Below are 19,481 nucleotides of genomic sequence, written 5' to 3'. Positions count from 1 at the left end.
ACGTGGCCGACGAATCGGTAGATACGCTGTTGCCAGGGTTGCTGAACCGTTGGAGCGACCGGGGTGGCAATCCACTTTGGTGGATGTTGAATCGGGTGGCACCAACGGCAGCGGCGGCGCTAAGTAGATCGGTTTCGCCCTGACGGTCGACCCCCGCTTCGCGGCGGTGTCTGCCAGATCGTGGCACGGAAAATCGAAAATCAAATGCCGAGACGCGCACCCTTGTGGGAGCGAGCTTGCTCGCGAAGCAAATCCTCAGTCGCTGGATCTCTGCAGGATGTACCGGCCTCTTCGCGGGCAAGCCTCGCTCCCACGGGTTTGGGGGCAACCTGGGAAAGCCGCGGCCCTGACACCCGTGTCGAGAAAATAGATTGGACGCTAACGATTTACCTCCCTAACCTTCCCCGCTTGTTCGCGTTCCACAGGCAACGTCCAGATGTCATCCGTACTCAATGTATTGCTGCCGATTTTCGCCCTGATACTCGTGGGTTTCGTCTGTCGTCGCACCAACCGCCTGGGGCCGAACGCGGCTTCGGAGATCAACCGAATGGTGGTTTGGTTGTGCCTGCCTGCGCTGTTGTTCAGCGTAACGGCCACTGCCACCTGGGAGCAGATCTGGCATCCCGGATTCGTCCTCGCGTTCATCATCAGCACGCTGGCGGTGTTCGCGTTTACCCTGCTGCTGCGCTGGCGCAAATCCGCCAATCTGGTGGACGCGAGCATCGACGCGCTGGGCGCCTCGTATGCCAACACCGGCTATATCGGCATTCCGCTGTGCGTGATGGTGCTGGGTCAAGGCGGCCTGGAACCTGCGCTGATTGCCTCGCTGCTGGTGGTTTGCGTGTTGTTCGCTTTGGCGCTGGTCTGCATCGAGATCGGCCTGCAAACCGAGCGCAAACCCCATCGCATTGCCCTGAAAGTGTTCCTGGCTCTGGCAAAAAACCCGTTGGTGGTGTCGCCGTTGCTCGGCGCACTGTGGGCCTGGCATGGTGCACCGCTGCCGGGCGCGCTGGAGAAATTCCTCAGTCTGCTTGGCGCCGCGACTACGCCCTGCGCATTGATTTCTCTGGGGCTGTTCCTCGCGGAAAAACAACAAGGCCCACGCCACGGTACTTCGCAGCTGGTGTTGATCAAACTGGTCGCGCATCCGCTGCTGACCTGGATTCTGGTCTTCCATGTGTTCGACGTGCCCCGGCTCTGGGCCAATGCCGCCCTGCTGCTCAGCGCATTGCCCACCGGCACCGGACCGTTCATGCTCGCTGAATACTACAAACGCGAGGCCTCGCTGGTTTCGAGCACGATTCTGGTGTCGACCCTCGGTTCGTTGATCACCCTCTCGGTTTGCCTGTATATCATCGGCACCTGATGCCCCGCGCGCCCTCCGGCAAGAACGTTTAACATGCGCGCCTTTCCACTTTGATCGCCGCCATGAACTCCGAAGCACTCGCCACCCTCAAGCAACATCTACTCAACGCACTGGACACCGCGCCGGATGAGACTCGGCGTCTGTTTCACGGGCGCGGGCGAATGTGGCCGGGGCTGGAGCAACTGACCGTCGACTGGCTGCAAGGCGTGCTGCTGGTATCGCTGTTTCGCGAACCGGAACCCACGGAGCTGCAAGCGCTGACCGTGCTGCTTGACGAGCTGACCCACAGCGCGCAATGGCAACGCAGTCAGGCGCACACGCTACTGCTGCAACATCGCTATCTGCCGGAAAGCCCGACCCAGTGGCTGTTGGGAGAAAAAGTCGAGGAATGGCTGATCAGCGAGAACGGCCTGCGTTTCAAGGTCGATCTGGGCAAGAAACAAAACTGCGGCTTGTTCCTCGATATGCGTTATGGCCGGGACTGGGTTCGTGCCCAGGCGCAAGGCAAGCGCGTGCTGAATCTGTTCGCCTATACCTGTGGCTTCTCGGTGGCTGCAATTGCCGGTGGCGCCGAGCATGTGGTCAATCTGGACATGGCCAAGGCCGCGTTGAGTCGTGGACGCGAAAATCATCGGCTCAACGGGCATGATTTAAGCCGGGTGAGCTTTCTCGGTCATGAATTGTTCAAATCCTGGGGCAAGGTCAAGCGAGCCGGTCCTTATGACTTGATCATCATCGATCCACCTTCCTTCCAGCGCGGCAGTTTTCTTCTGGACAAGGATTATCAAAAAGTTCTGCGCCGTTTGCCGGAACTGCTGATGCCCAACGGACAAGTGCTGGCGTGCATGAACGATCCAAGCCTGGGATCCGATTTTCTGATTCACCACACCGCCATCGAGGCGCCGGGGCTGCGCTTCGAACAACGCCTGGAAAACCCGCCGGAGTTTCCCGACGCAGAAATTGAGGGTGGGCTTAAAGCACTGGTGTTCAAGAACCCAGAACTTAATGAAACTGATTGACATTCAATTGCCGCGAATTAATTACAACTGTCTGCTGAATTAATACTTAGCAAGCTCAACAACTCAATTACAGTCGCGCTAAAGTTTTATCACGGGCAGTCGATGACTTTGGAAAGCGCGACTCAAGTCAATACAGCTCTGTAATATTTGGAACAAAGTGTGATTATTCGATAAAAGCTTTGCCGGCTACCGTGTTTTTCACACATCAGAGCCTAAGCTGATATCAAGTGGCCACCGAATATGAATATCGCCCCTGCCGCCTAAGGAATTTAACCATGATAATAAGAACCATCAGGCTCACCACCAGGGCATTAATCAGCTTCGGCGTAATCTGCCTGCTGCTCATCACCCTGGCCGGTACGGTTCTATATGAACTCAATGGTGTCCATGACTCAGCTACCGAGTTGCAAGGCAACTGGTTGCCCAGTGTTCAAGCTGTCGGCAAGATTGAAACTGCCGCGCTCCTTTATCGGCTGGATGCCAGACGTTTTGTGATGGACGACAAGCGACTCGGTGAGGCGTCGCTGAAAAAGATCGGGCTACTGAGATCGACACTTACCCAGAACGTCGACGCCTACAAACCACTTATTTCCAGCCCACAGGAACAAGATCTATTCAACAAAGTGGCGGCCGACGTGGCAGCGTACCAGTCCAAAGTCGATGAGCTCATGGAGTTGAGCAAAACCCAGACTTATCAGGATATGGCGGTGTTCATCCAGGACACTACCAAACCCCAGGCGGTTGCCTTGCAGGCCTCCCTCGCAGCGTTGATCGACCTGAACGCCAAGGGGGCCATCCAGTCTGGCGAAGAATCCGACGCGAGTTTCAAGAGCGGGCAGGCCTTTGTCATCGCTTTAAGTGTGATCACGATCATCATTACGATACTGGTGGCCATCACCTTCACCCGCAGTATCAGCCGACCGATCCTGGCACTGTTGGGCAGTACGCAGAAAATCGCCAGCGGCGACTTGCGCACCCCGGTTGCCGTCAACGGCGCAGACGAAATTACCGAGCTGCAGAACGCGACAGCCGCCATGCTCGCCAGCCTCAAAGGGACAATCCAGCATATCTCCGACTCATCCGGACAACTGGCGTCGGCAGCCGAGGAAATGAGCTCGATCACCAAGGAGTCCACCGCCGGGATTCAGCGCCAGACCATGGAAACCGAGCAAGCCGCGACTGCAGTCAATGAGATGACCGTAGCGGTTGAAGAGGTCGCGCGCAATGCCGTGTCAGCCTCGCACTCGACCCAGGAATCGGAGCGTTCAGCCCGCACCGGCCAGGAGCGCGTAGGCCAGACCATCGCGTCGCTGGAGAAACTGAGCGCGACCGTCACGCAAACCGGTGTCGAAGTCGAAGGCCTGGCCAATCAGGCGCAGAACATTGCCAAGGTGCTGGACGTGATTCGCTCGATTGCCGAGCAGACCAACCTGCTGGCGCTGAACGCCGCCATCGAAGCCGCACGAGCCGGCGAGCAAGGTCGAGGCTTCGCGGTAGTTGCCGATGAAGTCCGGGCCCTGGCGCATCGCACCCAGTCGTCGACCCAGGAAATCGAGCAGATGATCCAGGGCATCCAGAAAGACTCCACCCGAGCGGTACTGTCCATGCAGCAAAGCAGCGCCGAGGCCGGTTCTACCTTGTTGATCGCTCATGAAGCCGGAGCCGCGATCAAGCAAATTACTGCGGCGATCTCCGACATCAACGAAAGAAACATGCTGATCGCCACCGCCTCGGAACAACAGGCGCAAGTTGCCCGGTCCGTCGATGAAAACCTGGTGAGTATTCGCGACCTTTCAGTGCAGAGCTCGTCGGCGGCGAGCCAGACCTCAATTGCCAGTCACGAGCTCTCGCAACTGGCCGTTGACCTGAACAGGCTGGTGGCGCGCTTTTCGGTCTAGTCGGGGGCTGATCAGACCCTGGAACTCAAGAACCGGCCCCGGCCGGTTTTTTTCGCCTGGTACATGACCCGATCGGCAGCCAATAACAACGAGCTTTCAGAGCTGTTGCCGTCACCCCAGGAAATGCCGATCGACACGCCCACCACGCACACCGCATCGGCCAGGTAAAACGGCGCGGTCAAGGCGTCGATGCACTTGACGGCCACGGCGCTGACAGCGGTTTCGGCATCGTCCCCAAGGTCACCGATCAGCACCACAAACTCATCGCCGCCAATGCGTGCCAGCGTATCGGTCTCGCGCACCACGCTGGCGAAGCGCATCGCTACCTGGCGCAACACTTCGTCGCCGGCGTCGTGCCCCAGGCTGTCATTGATATCCTTGAAGCCATCCAGGTCCATGAACAACAAACCCACATGAGTGTGCTTGCAGCGCGCCAACGCCAGGGACTCGCGCAAGCGTTGCGAGAGATATGCCCGATTGGGCAAGCCGGTCAGTGCATCGTGATGCGCCATGCGTTCCAGTTCGGCTTGTTTGGCATTTAACTTAAGCAAAAGGCGATTGAACGCCGAAATCAGATGCCCTATTTCATCGTCACGAATGACCGGCAACGGCGCCAGCGGCTGTTCGCCCCGAGTCATGCGGTCCGCTTGTGCCGCAGCGGTGAACAGCTGGCGAAAGACCAGATAGATGCCCAACGCCGACAGCGTCCCAAACACCAGAACCGCGAAAAATACACCTTTGAGCAAAAAATGTTGCAGACGATTGACTGTCGCAAACGCTTCGCTGCCCGGCACACGCGCCACAACATACCAGCCGGCACTTGCAACGGACGCCATCGCTGCAACTTCCTCGGCGCCTTCGGCGTTGACCGTAACTCCCGCCCCGCGAAACCCGGCCAGGGCCCGATCATTAAGCGTATCGACGCTGGGTTTGGCAACTGGCTTGAGAGTCATTGGCCGTTGCGATGACTCGACAAACTGTTTATCCCGGGGAAATACCAAGGCGAACCCGCTGCCGGTCTCGCCCATTCGATTGTGGAACAGTGAATCCAGAAAACCCGGTGCCGCGAGTGCCGTGTTGCCAACCAGCACCGCCACAGTTTCCCCAGTTGGTTTTTTTACAGGTACGGCAATGGGAATCAACGGCCCGTCACCCGCAGTGTCGGTTCTCGGGCTGCCAATAGACGGACGACCCGCCAATGCCGCTTGAAGGTAATCACCCCCGGAATAATCAGAATCGCGCTGGCCATCCAGCATCGGGGCACTGGTCAGCAAACTTCCTTGGGCATTGACGATGGCAATCCCGGAGAACAGCGTCTGATATTCATAACGCTCATTCAGCCAGGCTTGAAGTTGTCCGGGTTCTGCCAGTGAAACCCGGGACATATCGGCCGCCACCCGTTCCAGCAGCCGTTGACGTTGCAGAATCTTGCTGTCCACATCCTGCGCGATATAACTCGCCAGGGCCAGCTGCTGGCGCTGCACCGTGGCAGCCAGATCTTCGCGCAGGAAGTTGCTCAATACGTAATAACGCAATACCGCGCCGAAAATGATGATGCACAGCGCCAATAGCAACAGTCGAGTGACGACGCTATTGAACAGGCGTGGGCGATTCCCAGCCAGATAATATTTACTTCTCATCGCCGGCGTACATCCGAAGGCCATCTATATGACATCAGGGTGCGATAAGTTTCGATTTATAGCTACCTTGGATGGGATATTTCCCGTACTGACACGAAATCTGTAGGAGGTCAGTGTTTGCCGTGCGACAGCGCTGCCTGTGAATGACGGGAAATTTCCCACAACCTTATTGCTTGAGCAGGAAATTACCCTTGCCCGCCGGAACATCGGCTTCCAGCGTATGCACCTGCGCGTCGTCCTTGAGGTTGACTCCGGACAACTTCCGCCGCCAGGCTTCTCGCATCAAGTAGAGCAATTTATGCGCCGCCATCGGATAGCTCATGCCTTCCAGACGCACATTGGAAATGCAGTTTCGCGCCGCATCGTTCAGACCCACGCGGGGCGCAAAGGTGAAGTACAGGCCAAGGCTGTCGGGCGAACTGAGCCCAGGCCGCTCACCGATCAGAATCACCACCATCCGCGCGTTGAGCAGTTCACCGACTTCGTCGGCCACGGCCACTCTGCCCTGCTCCACCAGCACCACCGGTGCCAGGCTCCAGCCTTGCTCGGCGGCCAGTTCGTCGATGCGTTCGAGCATGGTCGGGCTGTGCCGATGCACCGCCAAAGCCGACAAGCCGTCAGCCACCACCAAGGCCAGATCGAAGCCTTGCGGATGGTTTTGAGCATAGGCACGCAGCTGCCCGGCGCAATCAGCAGACAACCGGCGACCGAGGTCAGGCCGCTGCAGGTATTGATTACGATCAGCGGCAGAGCTGTGCAGCGTCAGCACTTCCCGTCCACGCGACTGCAACTGTTCAGTCAATGCAGCGTGGTCGAATGCCAGGTGTACCGCATCACGCGCCTGAGCATGGGCGAACTGGAAATCCAGCTGCGCCGCAGTGGGCAGGCTGGTGCCCGCGTGACCCAAGGCGATGCGCGCCGAGGTCAAAGAACGCAACTGACTCCAGGCATCGGCCTGGGCAGGAGTTTTCGGGTCATCGCTCATGGTCATCCCTCAATTGAGTTTTGCCAGCGCCTGGCTGAAGAGCGGCGGTATTCCCTGCCCGAGCCGTACACCGTTGTCATCCTGACGCAGGATGTTCATGCGGATCAACCACTCCTCGAACTCCGGCGCGGGCCGCAAGCCGATGGTTTTGCGCGCATAGAGCGCGTCGTGAAACGACGTGGTCTGGTAGTTGAGCATGATGTCGTCGGAGCCGGGAATACCCATGATGAAGTTGATCCCGGCGACGCCAAGTAGCGTCAGCAACACGTCCATGTCGTCCTGATCCGCTTCGGCGTGGTTGGTATAGCAGATGTCGCACCCCATCGGCACGCCCAGCAGCTTGCCGCAAAAATGATCTTCCAGCCCGGCGCGGATGATCTGCTTGCCGTTGTACAGGTATTCAGGACCGATAAAGCCCACCACGGTGTTGACCAGAAACGGATTGAAATGCCGGGCCACGGCGTAGGCGCGAGTCTCGCAGGTCTGCTGGTCGACGCCGTGATGGGCATTGGCTGACAGCGCGCTGCCTTGCCCGGTCTCGAAATACATCAGGTTATTGCCCCGAGTGCCTCGGTTCAGACTCAAACCAGCTTCATGGCCTTCACGCAGAATCTCCAGGCTGATACCGAAGCTGCTGTTCGCCGCCTCGGTGCCGGCAATCGACTGAAACACCAGGTCCAGTGGCACGCCCTTTTCAATCGCCGCAATGGACGACGTGACGTGCGTCAGCACGCAGGATTGAGTCGGAATTTCATAGTGCCGAATCACGCCATCAAGCATTTTCAACAGCTCGCTGATGGCGCTGACGCTGTCGGTTGCTGGATTGATGCCGATCATGGCATCGCCGTTGCCATACAACAGGCCGTCGAGAACGCTGGCAGCAATGCCGGCGGGATCGTCGGTCGGATGATTGGGTTGCAGACGGGTCGACATCCGTCCGCGCAGCCCCACAGTGTTGCGAAAGCGTGTGACCACGCGGATTTTCTGCGCCACCAGCACCAGATCCTGGACGCGCATGATCTTCGACACGGCGGCGACCATTTCCGGTGTCAGTCCCGGTGCCAAGGCCCTGAGGCTGGTTTCGGTGGCCTCGTCGCCCAGCAACCAGTCGCGAAAGCTGCCCACCGTCAAGTGGCTGACCGGCAAGAAGGCTGCCGCATCATGACTGTCCATGATCAGCCGGGTGACTTCATCCTGTTCGTAGGGGATCAACGCCTCACTGAGGAATCGCTTGAGGGGTACGTCCGCCAGCGCCATCTGCGCTGCCGCTCGCTCAGCATCGCTGGCGGCGGCAATTTCAGCAAGAAAGTCCCCGGAGCGCGCGGGACTGGCCTTGGCCAGCAACTCCCGCAGGCTGTCAAAGCGCCAGGTCATCGCGCCAATGCTGTGGGAGAAGCTCATGCACATCCTTCCTTTATTGACTGGCCAGAGCCGGGACAGCGCCACGGCCACGCACCACTTTGCAGAACACCGCACCGACCAGCATCAACCCGAGGAAGATGCAGCCAATTATCAGGTTGAACCAGATCATCGCCACCAGGCACACCACCGCCAGAATCAGAGCAATGGCCGGCACCACGGGATAACCGGGGGCACGGAAGCTGCGCTCAAGATTCGGCTCGCTGCGACGCAGTTTGAACAGGCTCAGCATGCTGACAATGTACATCACGATGGCGCCGAACACCGACATGGTGATCATTGCTGCGGTCAGGCTCATGCCTTGCAGATTGACCAGACCGTCGCTGAGAATCGCCGCGATACCCACTACGCCACCGGCGAGAATGGCCCGATGCGGCGTCTGGAAACGCGACAGTTTGGCCAGCCCGGATGGCAGGAAACCCGCACGCGCCAGGGCGAAGAACTGACGTGAGTAGCCCAGGATGATGCCGTGGAAACTCGCGACCAGACCGAACAGGCCGATCCATACCAGCATGTGCATCCAGTTCGAATTATTGCCGACTACGGCTTTCATCGCCTGCGGCAGTGGATCGTTGATGTTCGCCAGCGTGCGCCAGTCGCCGACACCACCGGCAAAGATCATCACGCCTATGGCCAACGTGACCAGGGTCAGAATCCCTGCGATATATGCGCGAGGAATGGTCTTTTTCGGATCTTTCGCTTCTTCGGCAGCCATGGCCGCACCTTCGATGGCGAGGAAGAACCAGATGGCAAACGGGATCGCGGCAAACATGCCGCTGATGGCTGGCATGCCGAAAGTATCGGAACCGGCCCAGCCGCCGAGGGCAAAGTTACTGAAGCTGAATGCCGGTGCCACTACGCCCATGAACACCAGCAATTCGGCGACGGCCAGCACAGTGACCACCAACTCGAAGGTCGCGGCAATGCTCACGCCGAGGATATTCAGGGTCATGAACACGAAATATGCGCCGATGGCCGCCCACTTCGGGTCCAGCGACGGGTACTGCACATTCAGGTACGCACCAATGGCCATGGCGATGGCAGGCGGCGCGAAGACGAATTCAATCAGCGTGGCCAATCCGGCAATCGTCCCGCCGGTAACGCCAAAGGCGCGCAGGCTATAGGCGAACGGGCCGCCTGCGTTGGGGATCGCGGTAGTCAATTCGGTAAAACTGAAAATGAAGCAGGTGTACATCACTGCCACCATCAGCGTGGTGACCAGAAAACCCAGGGTACCGGCGCTGCCCCAGCCGTAACTCCAGCCGAAGTATTCGCCGGAAATCACCAGGCCGACGGCCAGCCCCCACAAATGCAGGGTGCCCAATGTTGGTTTGAGTTGCGAAGCAGTCATGGTCGTAAACCCCGGAAGCCAGCGACGGTATTGTCTGTCGACGAGAATAGTCACTCTGGCAAACCCAAGGCTTGACCGGGGAGAACGAGATTTGTCCTCTGCGGTCAAGTTTTCCGGCGCTTTGCAGGCAGTGCCTCAAGCCAGCGCACGAAAAGGCTATTGCGCCTTAAATCGGGTCACGAATTCAGGGGATTTCAGTGCAACCTCGCTTCCCAAGCTGGCGTTTGGCCTGCGCCGTGGGTGAGTGGTTGGGTAGCAGGTCGACGCTGTTTCACGTCTCCGTTGAAGCGAGGCTTGCCCGCGAAAGCCAACGTCCGGGCAGGATGTACCGGCCCTTCGCGGGCAAGTCTCGCTCCAACGGGACGAAGGTCATCGCTCTCTACCCGTAACAAGGTATGACAATTGCTTGAATTATTTTCATACACACCATGACGGCCCCTCATCACCATGTTCCAGACCCTGCTTTCACCCGCACCGTTAAATGCGCAAAGTGCCAGCAATTGTGGTGTCCTGTCGGCGGCCGCCAATGGCCTGGACGGTTTTATCGTTCAGCATGGCGGTGATCTTGATCGCGTCTTCGGCCATGCGGGGATCAATCCCGAGCAACTTCTGCACCCGACCTTGAGCCTGCCGCTGCCCAACTACTGCAAGGTGCTGGAGGAAGCCGCCCGGCAAACCGCCTGTGACAATTTCGGCCTGCGCTATGGCCAGCAATTCCAACCCCAGGCGCTCGGCCTGCTGGGTTATATCGGCCTGTGCTCGTCCACCCTCGAAGCGGCCTTGATCAACTTCGCCAAGGCTTTTCCGTTCCATCAACACAGCACGCTGATCCAGCTGGTGGATCAGGGCGAGTGTTATCGCTTCGATTATCAGGTACGCCACGGCGCCATCCATGAACGCCGCCAGGATGCCGAACTGACCATGGGCATGGCCACCAATCTGGTGCGCCATGTGCTCGGCCCTGACTGGGCACCCAGGGAAGTCGCGTTCGAACATGCGCAGCCCGAGAACTGGCACGAGCACCGTGAAGCGTTTCAGACTCAGGTCCGCTTCGGTCAGTCCTGCAACTCAGTGTTGATTCCCAAACACGACCTTATTGCCAGGGCGATGCCCGGTGCCGACCCGATCCTGCTGATGCTGATCAAGGACGCCATTCGTCAACTGGGCGAAAGTGGCAATGAGCCCGGCGTGCTCGATCAAGCGCGACAGGCCATTACTGCCGTCCTGCATCTGGGCGAACCTGCGCTGGAAGACATCGCGCAAACCCTGGGCCTGTCCGAATGGACGCTGCAACGTCGGTTGCGCGAACACGGCGTCAATTTCACGCAACTGGTGGATCAGATCCGCCAGCAATCCGCGATGACCCATTTGCAGCAGCAGAACATGAGCGTCACCCAGCTTGCTACGCTGCTGGGCTACTCGGAAACCAGCGCCTTCTCCCGCGCGTTCAAACGCTGGTTCGGGTTAAGCCCGAGGCAGTGGCGCAGCGCGGCGAGTGTTTGAAACGGTCAGTTCCAGACATCGACCTCAAGCACTCAAGCGTGAAATCACATCGTTGAGCCCCACCGAAAGGCCATGCAAATCATGGCTGGCGGCTTGAGTGCGCTTGACGTTGTCCTGATTGGTGCTGGCGATGGCGGTAATTTCCGTGAGATTACGGGAAATGTCCTCGGCCACAGATGTCTGCTCTTCGGCAGCGGTGGCGATCTGCCGGTTCATGTCCCGAATGGCTTCCACCGCCGTGGTGATGCGCTCCAGAGTCGCTCCCGCACTGGTCACCTGCTCGACGCTTTCTTCGCTGCGCGCCTGACCTCCCTGAATCGCCTGCACAGCGTCGATGGCACCGGTCTGCACGGAATTGATGATCTGGTTGATCTCGGCAGTTGACGCGGCAGTGCGTTGCGCCAGGGTTCTGACCTCATCGGCGACTACCGCAAAGCCGCGCCCGGCCTCACCGGCACGCGCCGCTTCAATGGCCGCATTCAAAGCCAGCAAGTTGGTCTGCTCAGCAATGCCGCGAATCACTTCGAGGACTTTGCCAATCCGCCCGCTGTCGGTTTCCAGACGATGAATCACGCTGGCGGTGTTGCCAATTTCGTTGCGCATGGAAGTGATGGTCGCCATGGTTGCCTTCATCACCTTGCCGCCTTCCTGAGCATGATGATCGGCTTCGTCGGCGGCCTGTGCCGCTTGCGCCGCATGACGGGCCACCTCCTGTGCCGTGGCCGACATTTCAGTCATCGCGGTTGCCACCTGATCGGTGCGCTCAAATTGCTCATGGGTGCCTTGCGCCATCAGCGCGGCAATGGAATTCAATTCGCTGCCGGCCGTGTCCAGATCCGACGTACTGCGCTTGAGCCGAGTAAAGGTGTCCGCGAGAAAATCACGCAGGATGTTGGCGGCAATCGCCAGACGACCCAACTCATCCTGACGAGTGATATCGACCCGCGCAGCAAATTTGCCTTCGCTCAACTGCGAGACATAGTCGATCAGCATGCGAATCGGCGTAATCAGGTTGCGATTGACCATCCACAGGGTCAATAACCCCACCAGAATCGCCGAAGCCAGCATGACCAGCGCGCCGAGCACAATGGTGCGGTCCGCGGTGTTGCTGATCAGCAGCGACTGCTCGCCGCTTTGCTTGCGCAACTGGTCGACCAACTCGCTCATTTGTTCGCTCGCAGCGCGGTCCACGCCCTTGACGGCTATGTCGCCCGCGACAGGATCGCCGCCAGCGGCAACGAACGCATCGCGCCCCTTGCGATAGGCCGCGCCGAGCACCTGATGTTCTTCGCGTAGCTTCTGCACCTGGCTTTTTACCGATTGCTCAGTGCCCTGCAACGCCGAGAGGTTGTTCAAGGCCTCCTGAACCAGACGCTCCTGCTCCTCGAACTGCGCCCAGTATTTATCGCGGTCAGCCGATGTCTTGCCGCGCAGCAGCACGTTCTTCCATTCCTGGACCTGAATCTTGAATTGCAGATTGGCTTCATCGACCAACTGTGAAGCGCGCAGCGGTCCTTCAAGCAAGCCGCGATAGGACTGCACGTTGCTGGAAAGGAAGTGAAAACAGGCCAGCGCGATCAACAGCACCAGAATCAGACTGCCACCAAGCAGGCCAAGAATCTGCAGCCTCAGGGATTTGGACATAACAAGCACCTCGGGAGGGAGACGGACCCATGCCTGGCATGAACCCAATAATTTCGACTTCCCTGTTCTACCGTTCCGGGCACACGCCTCGTCACGCAACCTACTCCCGGAGCATCGGCTGTCCTGTGGGGTTCTTGAGGGTCGTTGGTCGGTCAGCTGCGCGGGTTTCGGTTGCCTGCAGTGCGGTGAAATTCACGGTGGCGGCCCAAGCCAAGTAACCGGCTGAAAATTGAGTGCAAGATATGACCTTGTTTGTGCTTCATTTTCAAAAAAGTGATCGTAATCAGATGTCAACCTCAGAGATGCTTTAGTGCTTCGCTGTAGGGCACTTCCGATAATACATAGGAAATTTCCTGAATCCGGGTTCGGCTATGGAATCAAGGCCATAGATAATCCATTGTTGCACGCTCCGCCCCCACTATATGTTTTGCATAAGGTATTTATCGGTAACCGGCAATGCCTGTTCAGCGCGTAGTTAGCGATATAAACGCGACTGCCTTATTGATAGGCGCATTTGGGGGGCGGTTCGTTAATCAATCTTCGGCTTGTTTAAAAGGATGTTTATTAATGTTTATAAGAATTGACTGTGCGTTATCGCGCAGCCCCTTTCTGCGCGTTAATTCCGCGCGTGTTGTTGGAAATATCTTATTACTCCCGTTAGGTAGCGTTCTGTTGCAAGTCTTACAGGAGGCCTGAACATGTCCCCAACACCGCGCGCTTTCTTCGACCACAGTCGCCACAAACTGCAAGTCAGTGGTGTCGATGCAACGCTCGATGTTCTGACCTTCGAGGGCGTAGAACATCTGAGCCAGCCGTTCAAGTACGACGTGGAATTCACCTCGACTCAGCAGGACATTGCGGTCGAGAAAATGCTTGGTCGCTCAGCCACGTTCACCCTGCACGCCGCGCCACGGGCACCCGTGCTCAAGACGACCTTTTCCTCCGAGGACAAGCCGGAAATTTTGCTGCGCACCTTGCATGGGGTGGTTACTGGCTTCAAGCGCCTGTCCGATTCCAACGATGAAGCCCGTTACGCACTGACCCTGCAACCGCGTATGGCACTGCTCGATAAGGGCAAACAGTTCCGCATTTATCAGCATCAGTCGGTGCCGACTATTGTCGAGAGCATTCTGCGCAGTCGGCACAACTTCGAAGGTCAGGACTTTCTGTTCAAACTGGCGCGCGACTACCCCAGACGCGAACAGGTCATGCAGTACGGCGAAAGCGACTTGGTGTTTATTACCCGGCTGCTGGCCGAAGTGGGTATCTGGTTTCGCTTCACCGTCGACCAACGCTTGAAGATTGATGTTGTTGAGTTTCATGACGACCAGCGTCATTACCAGTTCGGTGTCGAACTGCCCTTGCGTTCGCCGTCTGGTTTTACCAGCAGCGGGCAGGATGGCGTATGGCAACTGCAAACCAGCCACCAGGTGGTGGAAAAGAACATCAACTTTCGCGCCTATCACCATCGCGATGCCAATGCCTGGCTCAACGGCGAAGTCGATCAGACCCGAGGCGCGAAAACCACCTACGGCGAGGCCTATCATTACGCCGAACCGTACACCGTGCTCGGTGACCGCCTTAATCAGGACGAAGACCTGTTAAGCGAAAGCGGTTTTTTCTACGCGCGTTTGCGCCACGAGCGTTACCTCAACGGCCAGACCACACTCAGCGGCGTCAGCAGCAGCGCGACATTGGCCCTCGGTCAGGTCCTGAAAATCACCGACGGCGCACCCCAGGCCTTCGCGCCGGGCGCAGTGATTACCCGGCTGATCACCCGCGCCGCCCGTGATCGCAGTTTTGAAGTGACCTTCGAGGCCATTCCCTATTCCGAAACCGTCTGCTTCCGGCCACCGCTGCTGCCCAAGCCGCAAATCGCCGGCACCGTACCGGCGCGCGTGACCAGCCCGCAGAAAAACGCCCCTTATTCCGAAATCGACCGGGATGGCTACTATCGGGTCAACTTCCTGTTCGACCGCGACAGCTGGAAACCCGGCCAGGAAAGCATGCTGCTGCGCCTCGCGCGCCCTTATGCCGGCGACACTCACGGCCTGCATCTGCCGCTGATTGCCGGCACCGAAGTGGCCATCGCCTTCGAACAAGGCGACCCCGACCGCCCCTACATCGCCCACGCCCTGCACGATGACCGCCGCCCGGACCACGTCACCCTGCGCAAACGCGACTACACCCGCAACGTCCTGCGCACCCCGGCCAACAACAAACTGCGCATGGAAGACCTGCGCGGCTCCGAGCACATCAAACTCAGCACCGAACACAGCGGCAAAAGCCAGCTGAATCTCGGGCACCTGGTCGATGCCGAGAAGAAAAAGCGCGGCGAAGGGTTTGAATTGAGGACCGATGGCTGGGGGGCGATTCGGGGTGGCAAAGGCATTTTTATCAGTGCGGATGCGCAGCCTAAGGCGCAGGGTCAGGTGCTCGACATGAGCGAGGCCATCAATCGACTGCAACAGGCTGGCGAGCAACTGCAAAACCTGTCTGTCGATGGCGAGGCGGCGAATGCCGATCCAGCCGATGTACAGGCGCAACTGAACCTGCTCAAGCAGGACCTCGAACAGCTCAAGACCTCAGTGCTGTTGCTCAGCGCCCCCAAAGGCATCGCCCTGACCAGCGGCCAGCATCTGCAACTGGCCGCGCAGAAAAACCTGATACTCAACGCGGGCGCCGAAGCCGACATCAGCGTGGTGAAACGCCTGTTTATCGACGTGGGCGAAGGCGTGAGCCTGTTCGTGCGCAAGCTGGGTATCAAGCTGATCGCCAATCAGGGGGCGGTGAACATCCAGGCGCAAAACGACCGCCTGGAACTGATGGCTCGACATGGCCTGAAAATCACCAGCACCGAAGATGAAATCCACATCACCGCAAAAAAGAAAATCATCCTCAACGGCGGCGGCAGCTACATAACCCTCGACGCGAACAGCATCGAATCCGGCTCGGCGGGCGACTACAACGTCAAGTCGGCGAGCTTTGAGTACAGCGGCGCCGCGAGCATGAAGGCTACGCATCCGGATTATCCGCAACTTCTGTCCAGCGAAAGTCTGTCCAGCCAGGTGTTGCGGTTCAAGGTCCCGCAAACTCCCAACGCCTCCGGCAAAGGCTGGGCGGGTATGCCGTACACGCTGTATGCCGACGGTGCGACGCTGCAACAAGGCGTACTGGACAACACCGGCCAACTGAAAATCGACCATCAGGTCGTGACTCGGCAATACGTGGTGGAACTATCCAATGGCGTGAAGTTTGAAGTCCCGATTCCTGGCGAGTACAGCAACCCCGAGCACGGGCAACTGGCCAATCTTGGTCTGCGCAAACACATCTCTCAAACCGATGCCGGAGTGAGTCGCCCTGCCTCAAATTCAGATCATCGCGCCTTGTATCTGAAGGCGATGGAAGGACTTGGCAATCAGAAAGGGAAATCAGAATGAAACAGCGTGTCACCACATGTCCTGTTGCGCTCCAGCAAACCGATCAGGTCACTTGCACCCCACCCTGGTACGTCGAGGACACCGAATACCATCCCGTAATGGCGACCTATCAGCCATTGGTCAATGGTGAAGAGGCCTTCAAGGCTGTGCATCTGGCGATCGCCCAGGCCACCAAATCCATCGATATCGTCTGTTGGGGGTTTCAGCCCTCGATGTATTTCATTCGGAACGGAAAAGCCCTGTGCATCGGTCAGCTACTTCGGGTCAAGGCCCGTGAAGGCGTGCGTGTGCGGGTGCTCGGCTGGAAGATGTTCGGCAATTCTGCGGGCATCGCGGGCGAGGCCAACCTGCCTGGGATGGGAGGAAGTTGGGATAAAGAGCTGCAAAGCGCCACGTTTTCGCAATATGCCTTCGACCGGAAATGGTTTGAAGAGTACGCCGTCGCAGGTAACAAAGCTGCCCAGCGAAGTGGGGATGGCATTCCGTTGTTCGTTGGTCGCGACTTCAGTCTGGAGGATCGGGCCAGGATTGGTGAGGATGTGAAAAACAATAGTCTCGACACGGAAGTCAGCGAGCTGATGCGCCTCGCACTGCAGGCAACAGTCACCCACCATCAAAAAACCGTGCTGGTCGACTACGAATTAGCGGATCGCGCCGTCGGCTTCGTCATGGGTCACAACATGCTGGATGAGTATTGGGACACCGATAAGCATTCGGCGTTAAACCGCACCAAGGACACCAAGCCTGAGTACAACCGCGGCCCCCGCGGTGATACCCCGCGTCAGGATATTTCCAGCCAGGTCAGTGGGCCGATTCTGGAACATCTGCACCACAACTTTGCCACGGCCTGGCGCAAGGAAACCGGTGAGGACTTGCTGGAACTGCGCCAAGCCAAACAGATCGGCCCGCAACTGCAATGTACTCCCGGTGCCACGCGGCAACTGGCGCAACTGGTACGCACTCAGGTGCAAGAGGGCAAACGCGATATCGAGCGGCTGTACTTACAGGCCGTCAACAACGCCACCCAGTTCATCTACATCGAAAACCAGTACTTCCGTTGGCCGCCTTTGGCCGAGCTGATCAAACAGGTTGCCCAAGGCCATACCAAATGGGGGCGCGATCCTGGCGTGCATGGTGCGTTGCATTTGTTCGTCATTACCAACGCCACCGATGACGGCATGGGGGCGGGCACCGTGAACACCCAGCGCATGCTCGAAAGCCTGGGGCGCGCCGACACCATTCCCGAAATCACAAAGCTAAGACGCATCGAAAAGGCAACAGCCCAAGCGAATGAGCAGATGTCGCGCACGACCCTGTCGGATCCACGCGACGGCGCCACCCATAGCGCGCAGATCAAGCTCAAACAGCAGGTCGCGAAAATCAAGGCCGACCCGGTGGAAAAGCTGCCGGACATGGATATGCCCAACCTGAAAGTGCATATCTGCTCACTGGTGGCCGACGATTCCCCGGCAGGCAAGGACTGGATGCCGGTGTATATCCACTCCAAGTTGATGATCATCGACGACGTGTTCACCACCCACGGCTCGGCCAATATCAACACCCGCAGCATGCAGGTCGACAGCGAAATGAACATTGCCCATGAGTGGGCGAGTGTGACCGAGGCGTTGCGGCGGCGGTTGTGGAAGCTCCATACGAAAGGGAGGGGGGCGCAGGATGATCCAGCGGAGGCATTTATCGCATGGAAGGAGATCATTGAGACGAACAAAGACTTCCAAATCAAAAAAATGGCTCCCCATGCCTCCCTCGTCGAGTTCTATTACGGCAAAGACACACTCAAGGACCTCGACTAATGCGTTGGCTCTTGTTGCTGTCATGCCTGCTGCTGGCCGCTTGCGATAACAACGGCGGCCTAACCCACTTGAACAAGGACATTCCCATGAACCCGTTCACCGAAGCCAAGGCCAGGCTGGCATTCACTTGCGGGCACGAAAAGATTCCCGCGCCGCCCGCTGAGGCCGATGCGCTGTTCCAATACGCTCGTTGGTTACAGAAAAACAATCAGCTAAAACAAGACAAAACCGTCGATGCCGAGGTCGAGCGGTTGTACCGTATTGCTACCGAAAACGGCCATTACAAGGCCAATATCAACCTGCAAAACGGCAGTATGCGTGGTCACTTTAAGGTTAGTGGCGACGAACATCTGCGCTTGAGCCAGAACCTGATTGATGCGGGTGTAGCCACGGGCTATTACTTTGTCGGCATTTTTTTGAAGCAAGGCGCAGCCGGATTGAAGCAGGACCCGGAAATGGCCCTGCGTTACTTCCGCAAGGCAGCCGATACTGGCAGTGCCCAAGCCCAATACGATGTGGGTGCGAAACTAGCGCCAATTGATATTGCTCCGAATATCGCCCGACAACTGCGCCGATGTGCCGCCGAACAGGGTCATGGTGAAGCTGCTAATGCACTAGGCATTGACTTGTCCACGGATGGAAATTATGAACAGGCGCTCGAAGCATTTCAGCTAGGAGTGTCTGCGGGTGAAGAAAGCTCAGCTTCCCGTTTGGGTAAAGGTTTTCGTGGCCCTAAGCCGGACGACCGGTTGTATTACCTCGACCAACAAGAAGACCTTGAACGCACCGAACGCTATAAAAAAATCTGGCGAATACTGGCGAACTACTCCTACGCCAACCCCAAAGTCCCCGAAATCAACGAAATCGTTCCCCTGCCGCCAGCGCCGCTGCCCACCTGGGACGGCAAGCTGCAATGGGTGGAAGCACGAAAGGCCAATGTCCCGCCCGAAAAACCCAGCGAAGCGCTGATTCGCGAACTGGCCAAAGCCAAGGTCCTCGACCCCGCCACCGGCAAACCCATGCCCGGTTCTCCAGGCTTCAGTCAGGCCCGATTTCCTGTACTCATCTGCTTTAGCGGCGAAGCCTGCCCGCGTGGCGGCTACTGGAAAGTCATCTGGTCCTCGGAACGCACGGTCAGAAGGCCGGAGGTTATCCGCCACTTCGAAGAGGGTGAAGCTTTTCCGATCCAGACCGTCGAACGCTACCACCTGCGCCCATGGCCGTTCTCGGACAAAACGACATTCCGCAACGAAGTGGTTGAGTGGGGGTTGCTCGGATGAAGTGCTGCTCCCTCGCATTGGTACTACCTAGCGCGATCCTGCTTGGTTGTGGTGCCGCCGAGATGCGCTCTTCGAAAGTCATAAACCCAGCGAAGTACTGATTCGCGAACTGGCCAAGGCCAAAG

Annotated in this window: 11 protein-coding genes and 1 pseudogene; 7 read left to right on the top strand and 5 right to left on the bottom strand. The window is 58.1% G+C overall.

Going from position 1 to position 19,481, the window contains the following annotated elements:
- Window positions 1–436 precede the first annotated feature (436 nt).
- The 3 genes from ACP7E4_RS13945 (at window position 437) to ACP7E4_RS13935 (ending at window position 4,283) form a co-directional block, all read left to right on the top strand.
- On the top strand, window positions 437–1,366 hold the full coding sequence (locus ACP7E4_RS13945) for an AEC family transporter (RefSeq protein WP_426114531.1): 930 nt from the start codon (window positions 437–439) through the stop codon (window positions 1,364–1,366).
- 62 nt (window positions 1,367–1,428) lie between these two features.
- Window positions 1,429–2,385: a class I SAM-dependent methyltransferase gene (locus tag ACP7E4_RS13940; protein ID WP_426114529.1), complete on the top strand. Its 957-nt coding sequence runs from the start codon at window positions 1,429–1,431 to the stop codon at window positions 2,383–2,385.
- 275 nt (window positions 2,386–2,660) lie between these two features.
- Window positions 2,661–4,283 (top strand): methyl-accepting chemotaxis protein, encoded by a 1,623-nt coding sequence (locus ACP7E4_RS13935; protein WP_426114527.1) that lies wholly within the window; start codon window positions 2,661–2,663, stop codon window positions 4,281–4,283.
- An 11-nt stretch (window positions 4,284–4,294) separates the two neighbouring features.
- Here ACP7E4_RS13935 and ACP7E4_RS13930 read toward each other — a convergent pair whose 3' ends face one another.
- The 4 genes from ACP7E4_RS13930 to eat all read right to left on the bottom strand — a co-directional run bounded on the left by ACP7E4_RS13930 (window position 4,295) and on the right by eat (window position 9,678).
- Entirely contained in the window at window positions 4,295–5,923 is a 1,629-nt protein-coding gene (locus tag ACP7E4_RS13930; protein ID WP_426114525.1) for a diguanylate cyclase domain-containing protein, read from the bottom strand.
- Between the two features lie 166 nt (window positions 5,924–6,089).
- Window positions 6,090–6,908 carry an ethanolamine ammonia-lyase subunit EutC gene (gene eutC, locus ACP7E4_RS13925; protein WP_426114523.1) on the bottom strand — a complete coding sequence of 273 codons (819 nt, stop codon included), beginning with the start codon at window positions 6,906–6,908 and terminating at the stop codon, window positions 6,090–6,092.
- 9 nt (window positions 6,909–6,917) lie between these two features.
- Entirely contained in the window at window positions 6,918–8,309 is a 1,392-nt protein-coding gene (locus tag ACP7E4_RS13920) for an ethanolamine ammonia-lyase subunit EutB (RefSeq protein ID WP_426114521.1), read from the bottom strand.
- 13 nt (window positions 8,310–8,322) lie between these two features.
- Window positions 8,323–9,678 (bottom strand): ethanolamine permease, encoded by a 1,356-nt coding sequence (eat, locus tag ACP7E4_RS13915; protein WP_426114519.1) that lies wholly within the window; start codon window positions 9,676–9,678, stop codon window positions 8,323–8,325.
- A gap of 447 nt (window positions 9,679–10,125) precedes the next feature.
- Here eat and qhpR point away from each other — a divergent pair, with 447 nt between their 5' ends.
- Window positions 10,126–11,181, top strand: a complete 1,056-nt coding sequence (gene qhpR / locus ACP7E4_RS13910) for an AraC-like transcriptional regulator QhpR (RefSeq protein WP_426114517.1) — start codon at window positions 10,126–10,128, stop codon at window positions 11,179–11,181.
- A gap of 24 nt (window positions 11,182–11,205) precedes the next feature.
- Here the strand turns inward: qhpR and ACP7E4_RS13905 are convergent.
- Window positions 11,206–12,498 (bottom strand): annotated as a pseudogene (locus ACP7E4_RS13905) (methyl-accepting chemotaxis protein); the annotation flags it as partial.
- Window positions 12,499–13,523: 1,025 nt separating this feature from the next.
- Between ACP7E4_RS13905 and ACP7E4_RS13900 the strand changes: the two are divergent.
- From ACP7E4_RS13900 to ACP7E4_RS13890, 3 genes are read left to right on the top strand one after another with little or no spacing between them, the layout of a single operon-like run.
- The gene (locus ACP7E4_RS13900) at window positions 13,524–16,265 is read left to right on the top strand and encodes a type VI secretion system Vgr family protein (RefSeq protein WP_426114515.1); all 2,742 of its coding nucleotides are present in this window, start codon (window positions 13,524–13,526) and stop codon (window positions 16,263–16,265) included.
- The gene (locus tag ACP7E4_RS13895; protein WP_426114513.1) at window positions 16,262–18,076 is read left to right on the top strand and encodes a phospholipase D-like domain-containing protein; all 1,815 of its coding nucleotides are present in this window, start codon (window positions 16,262–16,264) and stop codon (window positions 18,074–18,076) included. The genes ACP7E4_RS13900 and ACP7E4_RS13895 overlap by 4 nt, the downstream gene beginning before the upstream one ends.
- The gene (locus ACP7E4_RS13890; RefSeq protein WP_426114511.1) at window positions 18,076–19,356 is read left to right on the top strand and encodes an SEL1-like repeat protein; all 1,281 of its coding nucleotides are present in this window, start codon (window positions 18,076–18,078) and stop codon (window positions 19,354–19,356) included. The genes ACP7E4_RS13895 and ACP7E4_RS13890 overlap by 1 nt, the downstream gene beginning before the upstream one ends.
- Window positions 19,357–19,481 lie beyond the last annotated feature (125 nt).

The sequence above is a fragment of the Pseudomonas sp. DSP3-2-3 genome, assembly GCF_049898225.1.
Taxonomy (GTDB): Bacteria; Pseudomonadota; Gammaproteobacteria; order Pseudomonadales; family Pseudomonadaceae; genus Aquipseudomonas.
This window is presented reverse-complemented; position numbering and strand designations above follow the sequence as displayed.

Excerpts from the sequence above, each read along its gene's own strand:
- eutC (WP_426114523.1), bottom strand. The coding sequence starts at position 6,908 with ATGAGCGATGACCCGAAAACTCCTGCCCAGGCCGATGCCTGGAGTCAG.
- qhpR (WP_426114517.1), top strand. The coding sequence starts at position 10,126 with ATGTTCCAGACCCTGCTTTCACCCGCACCGTTAAATGCGCAAAGTGCC.
- ACP7E4_RS13890 (WP_426114511.1), top strand. The coding sequence starts at position 18,076 with ATGCGTTGGCTCTTGTTGCTGTCATGCCTGCTGCTGGCCGCTTGCGAT.
- ACP7E4_RS13945 (WP_426114531.1), top strand. The coding sequence starts at position 437 with ATGTCATCCGTACTCAATGTATTGCTGCCGATTTTCGCCCTGATACTC.
- ACP7E4_RS13900 (WP_426114515.1), top strand. The coding sequence starts at position 13,524 with ATGTCCCCAACACCGCGCGCTTTCTTCGACCACAGTCGCCACAAACTG.
- ACP7E4_RS13935 (WP_426114527.1), top strand. The coding sequence starts at position 2,661 with ATGATAATAAGAACCATCAGGCTCACCACCAGGGCATTAATCAGCTTC.
- ACP7E4_RS13940 (WP_426114529.1), top strand. The coding sequence starts at position 1,429 with ATGAACTCCGAAGCACTCGCCACCCTCAAGCAACATCTACTCAACGCA.
- ACP7E4_RS13895 (WP_426114513.1), top strand. The coding sequence starts at position 16,262 with ATGAAACAGCGTGTCACCACATGTCCTGTTGCGCTCCAGCAAACCGAT.
- eat (WP_426114519.1), bottom strand. The coding sequence starts at position 9,678 with ATGACTGCTTCGCAACTCAAACCAACATTGGGCACCCTGCATTTGTGG.
- ACP7E4_RS13920 (WP_426114521.1), bottom strand. The coding sequence starts at position 8,309 with ATGAGCTTCTCCCACAGCATTGGCGCGATGACCTGGCGCTTTGACAGC.
- ACP7E4_RS13930 (WP_426114525.1), bottom strand. The coding sequence starts at position 5,923 with ATGAGAAGTAAATATTATCTGGCTGGGAATCGCCCACGCCTGTTCAAT.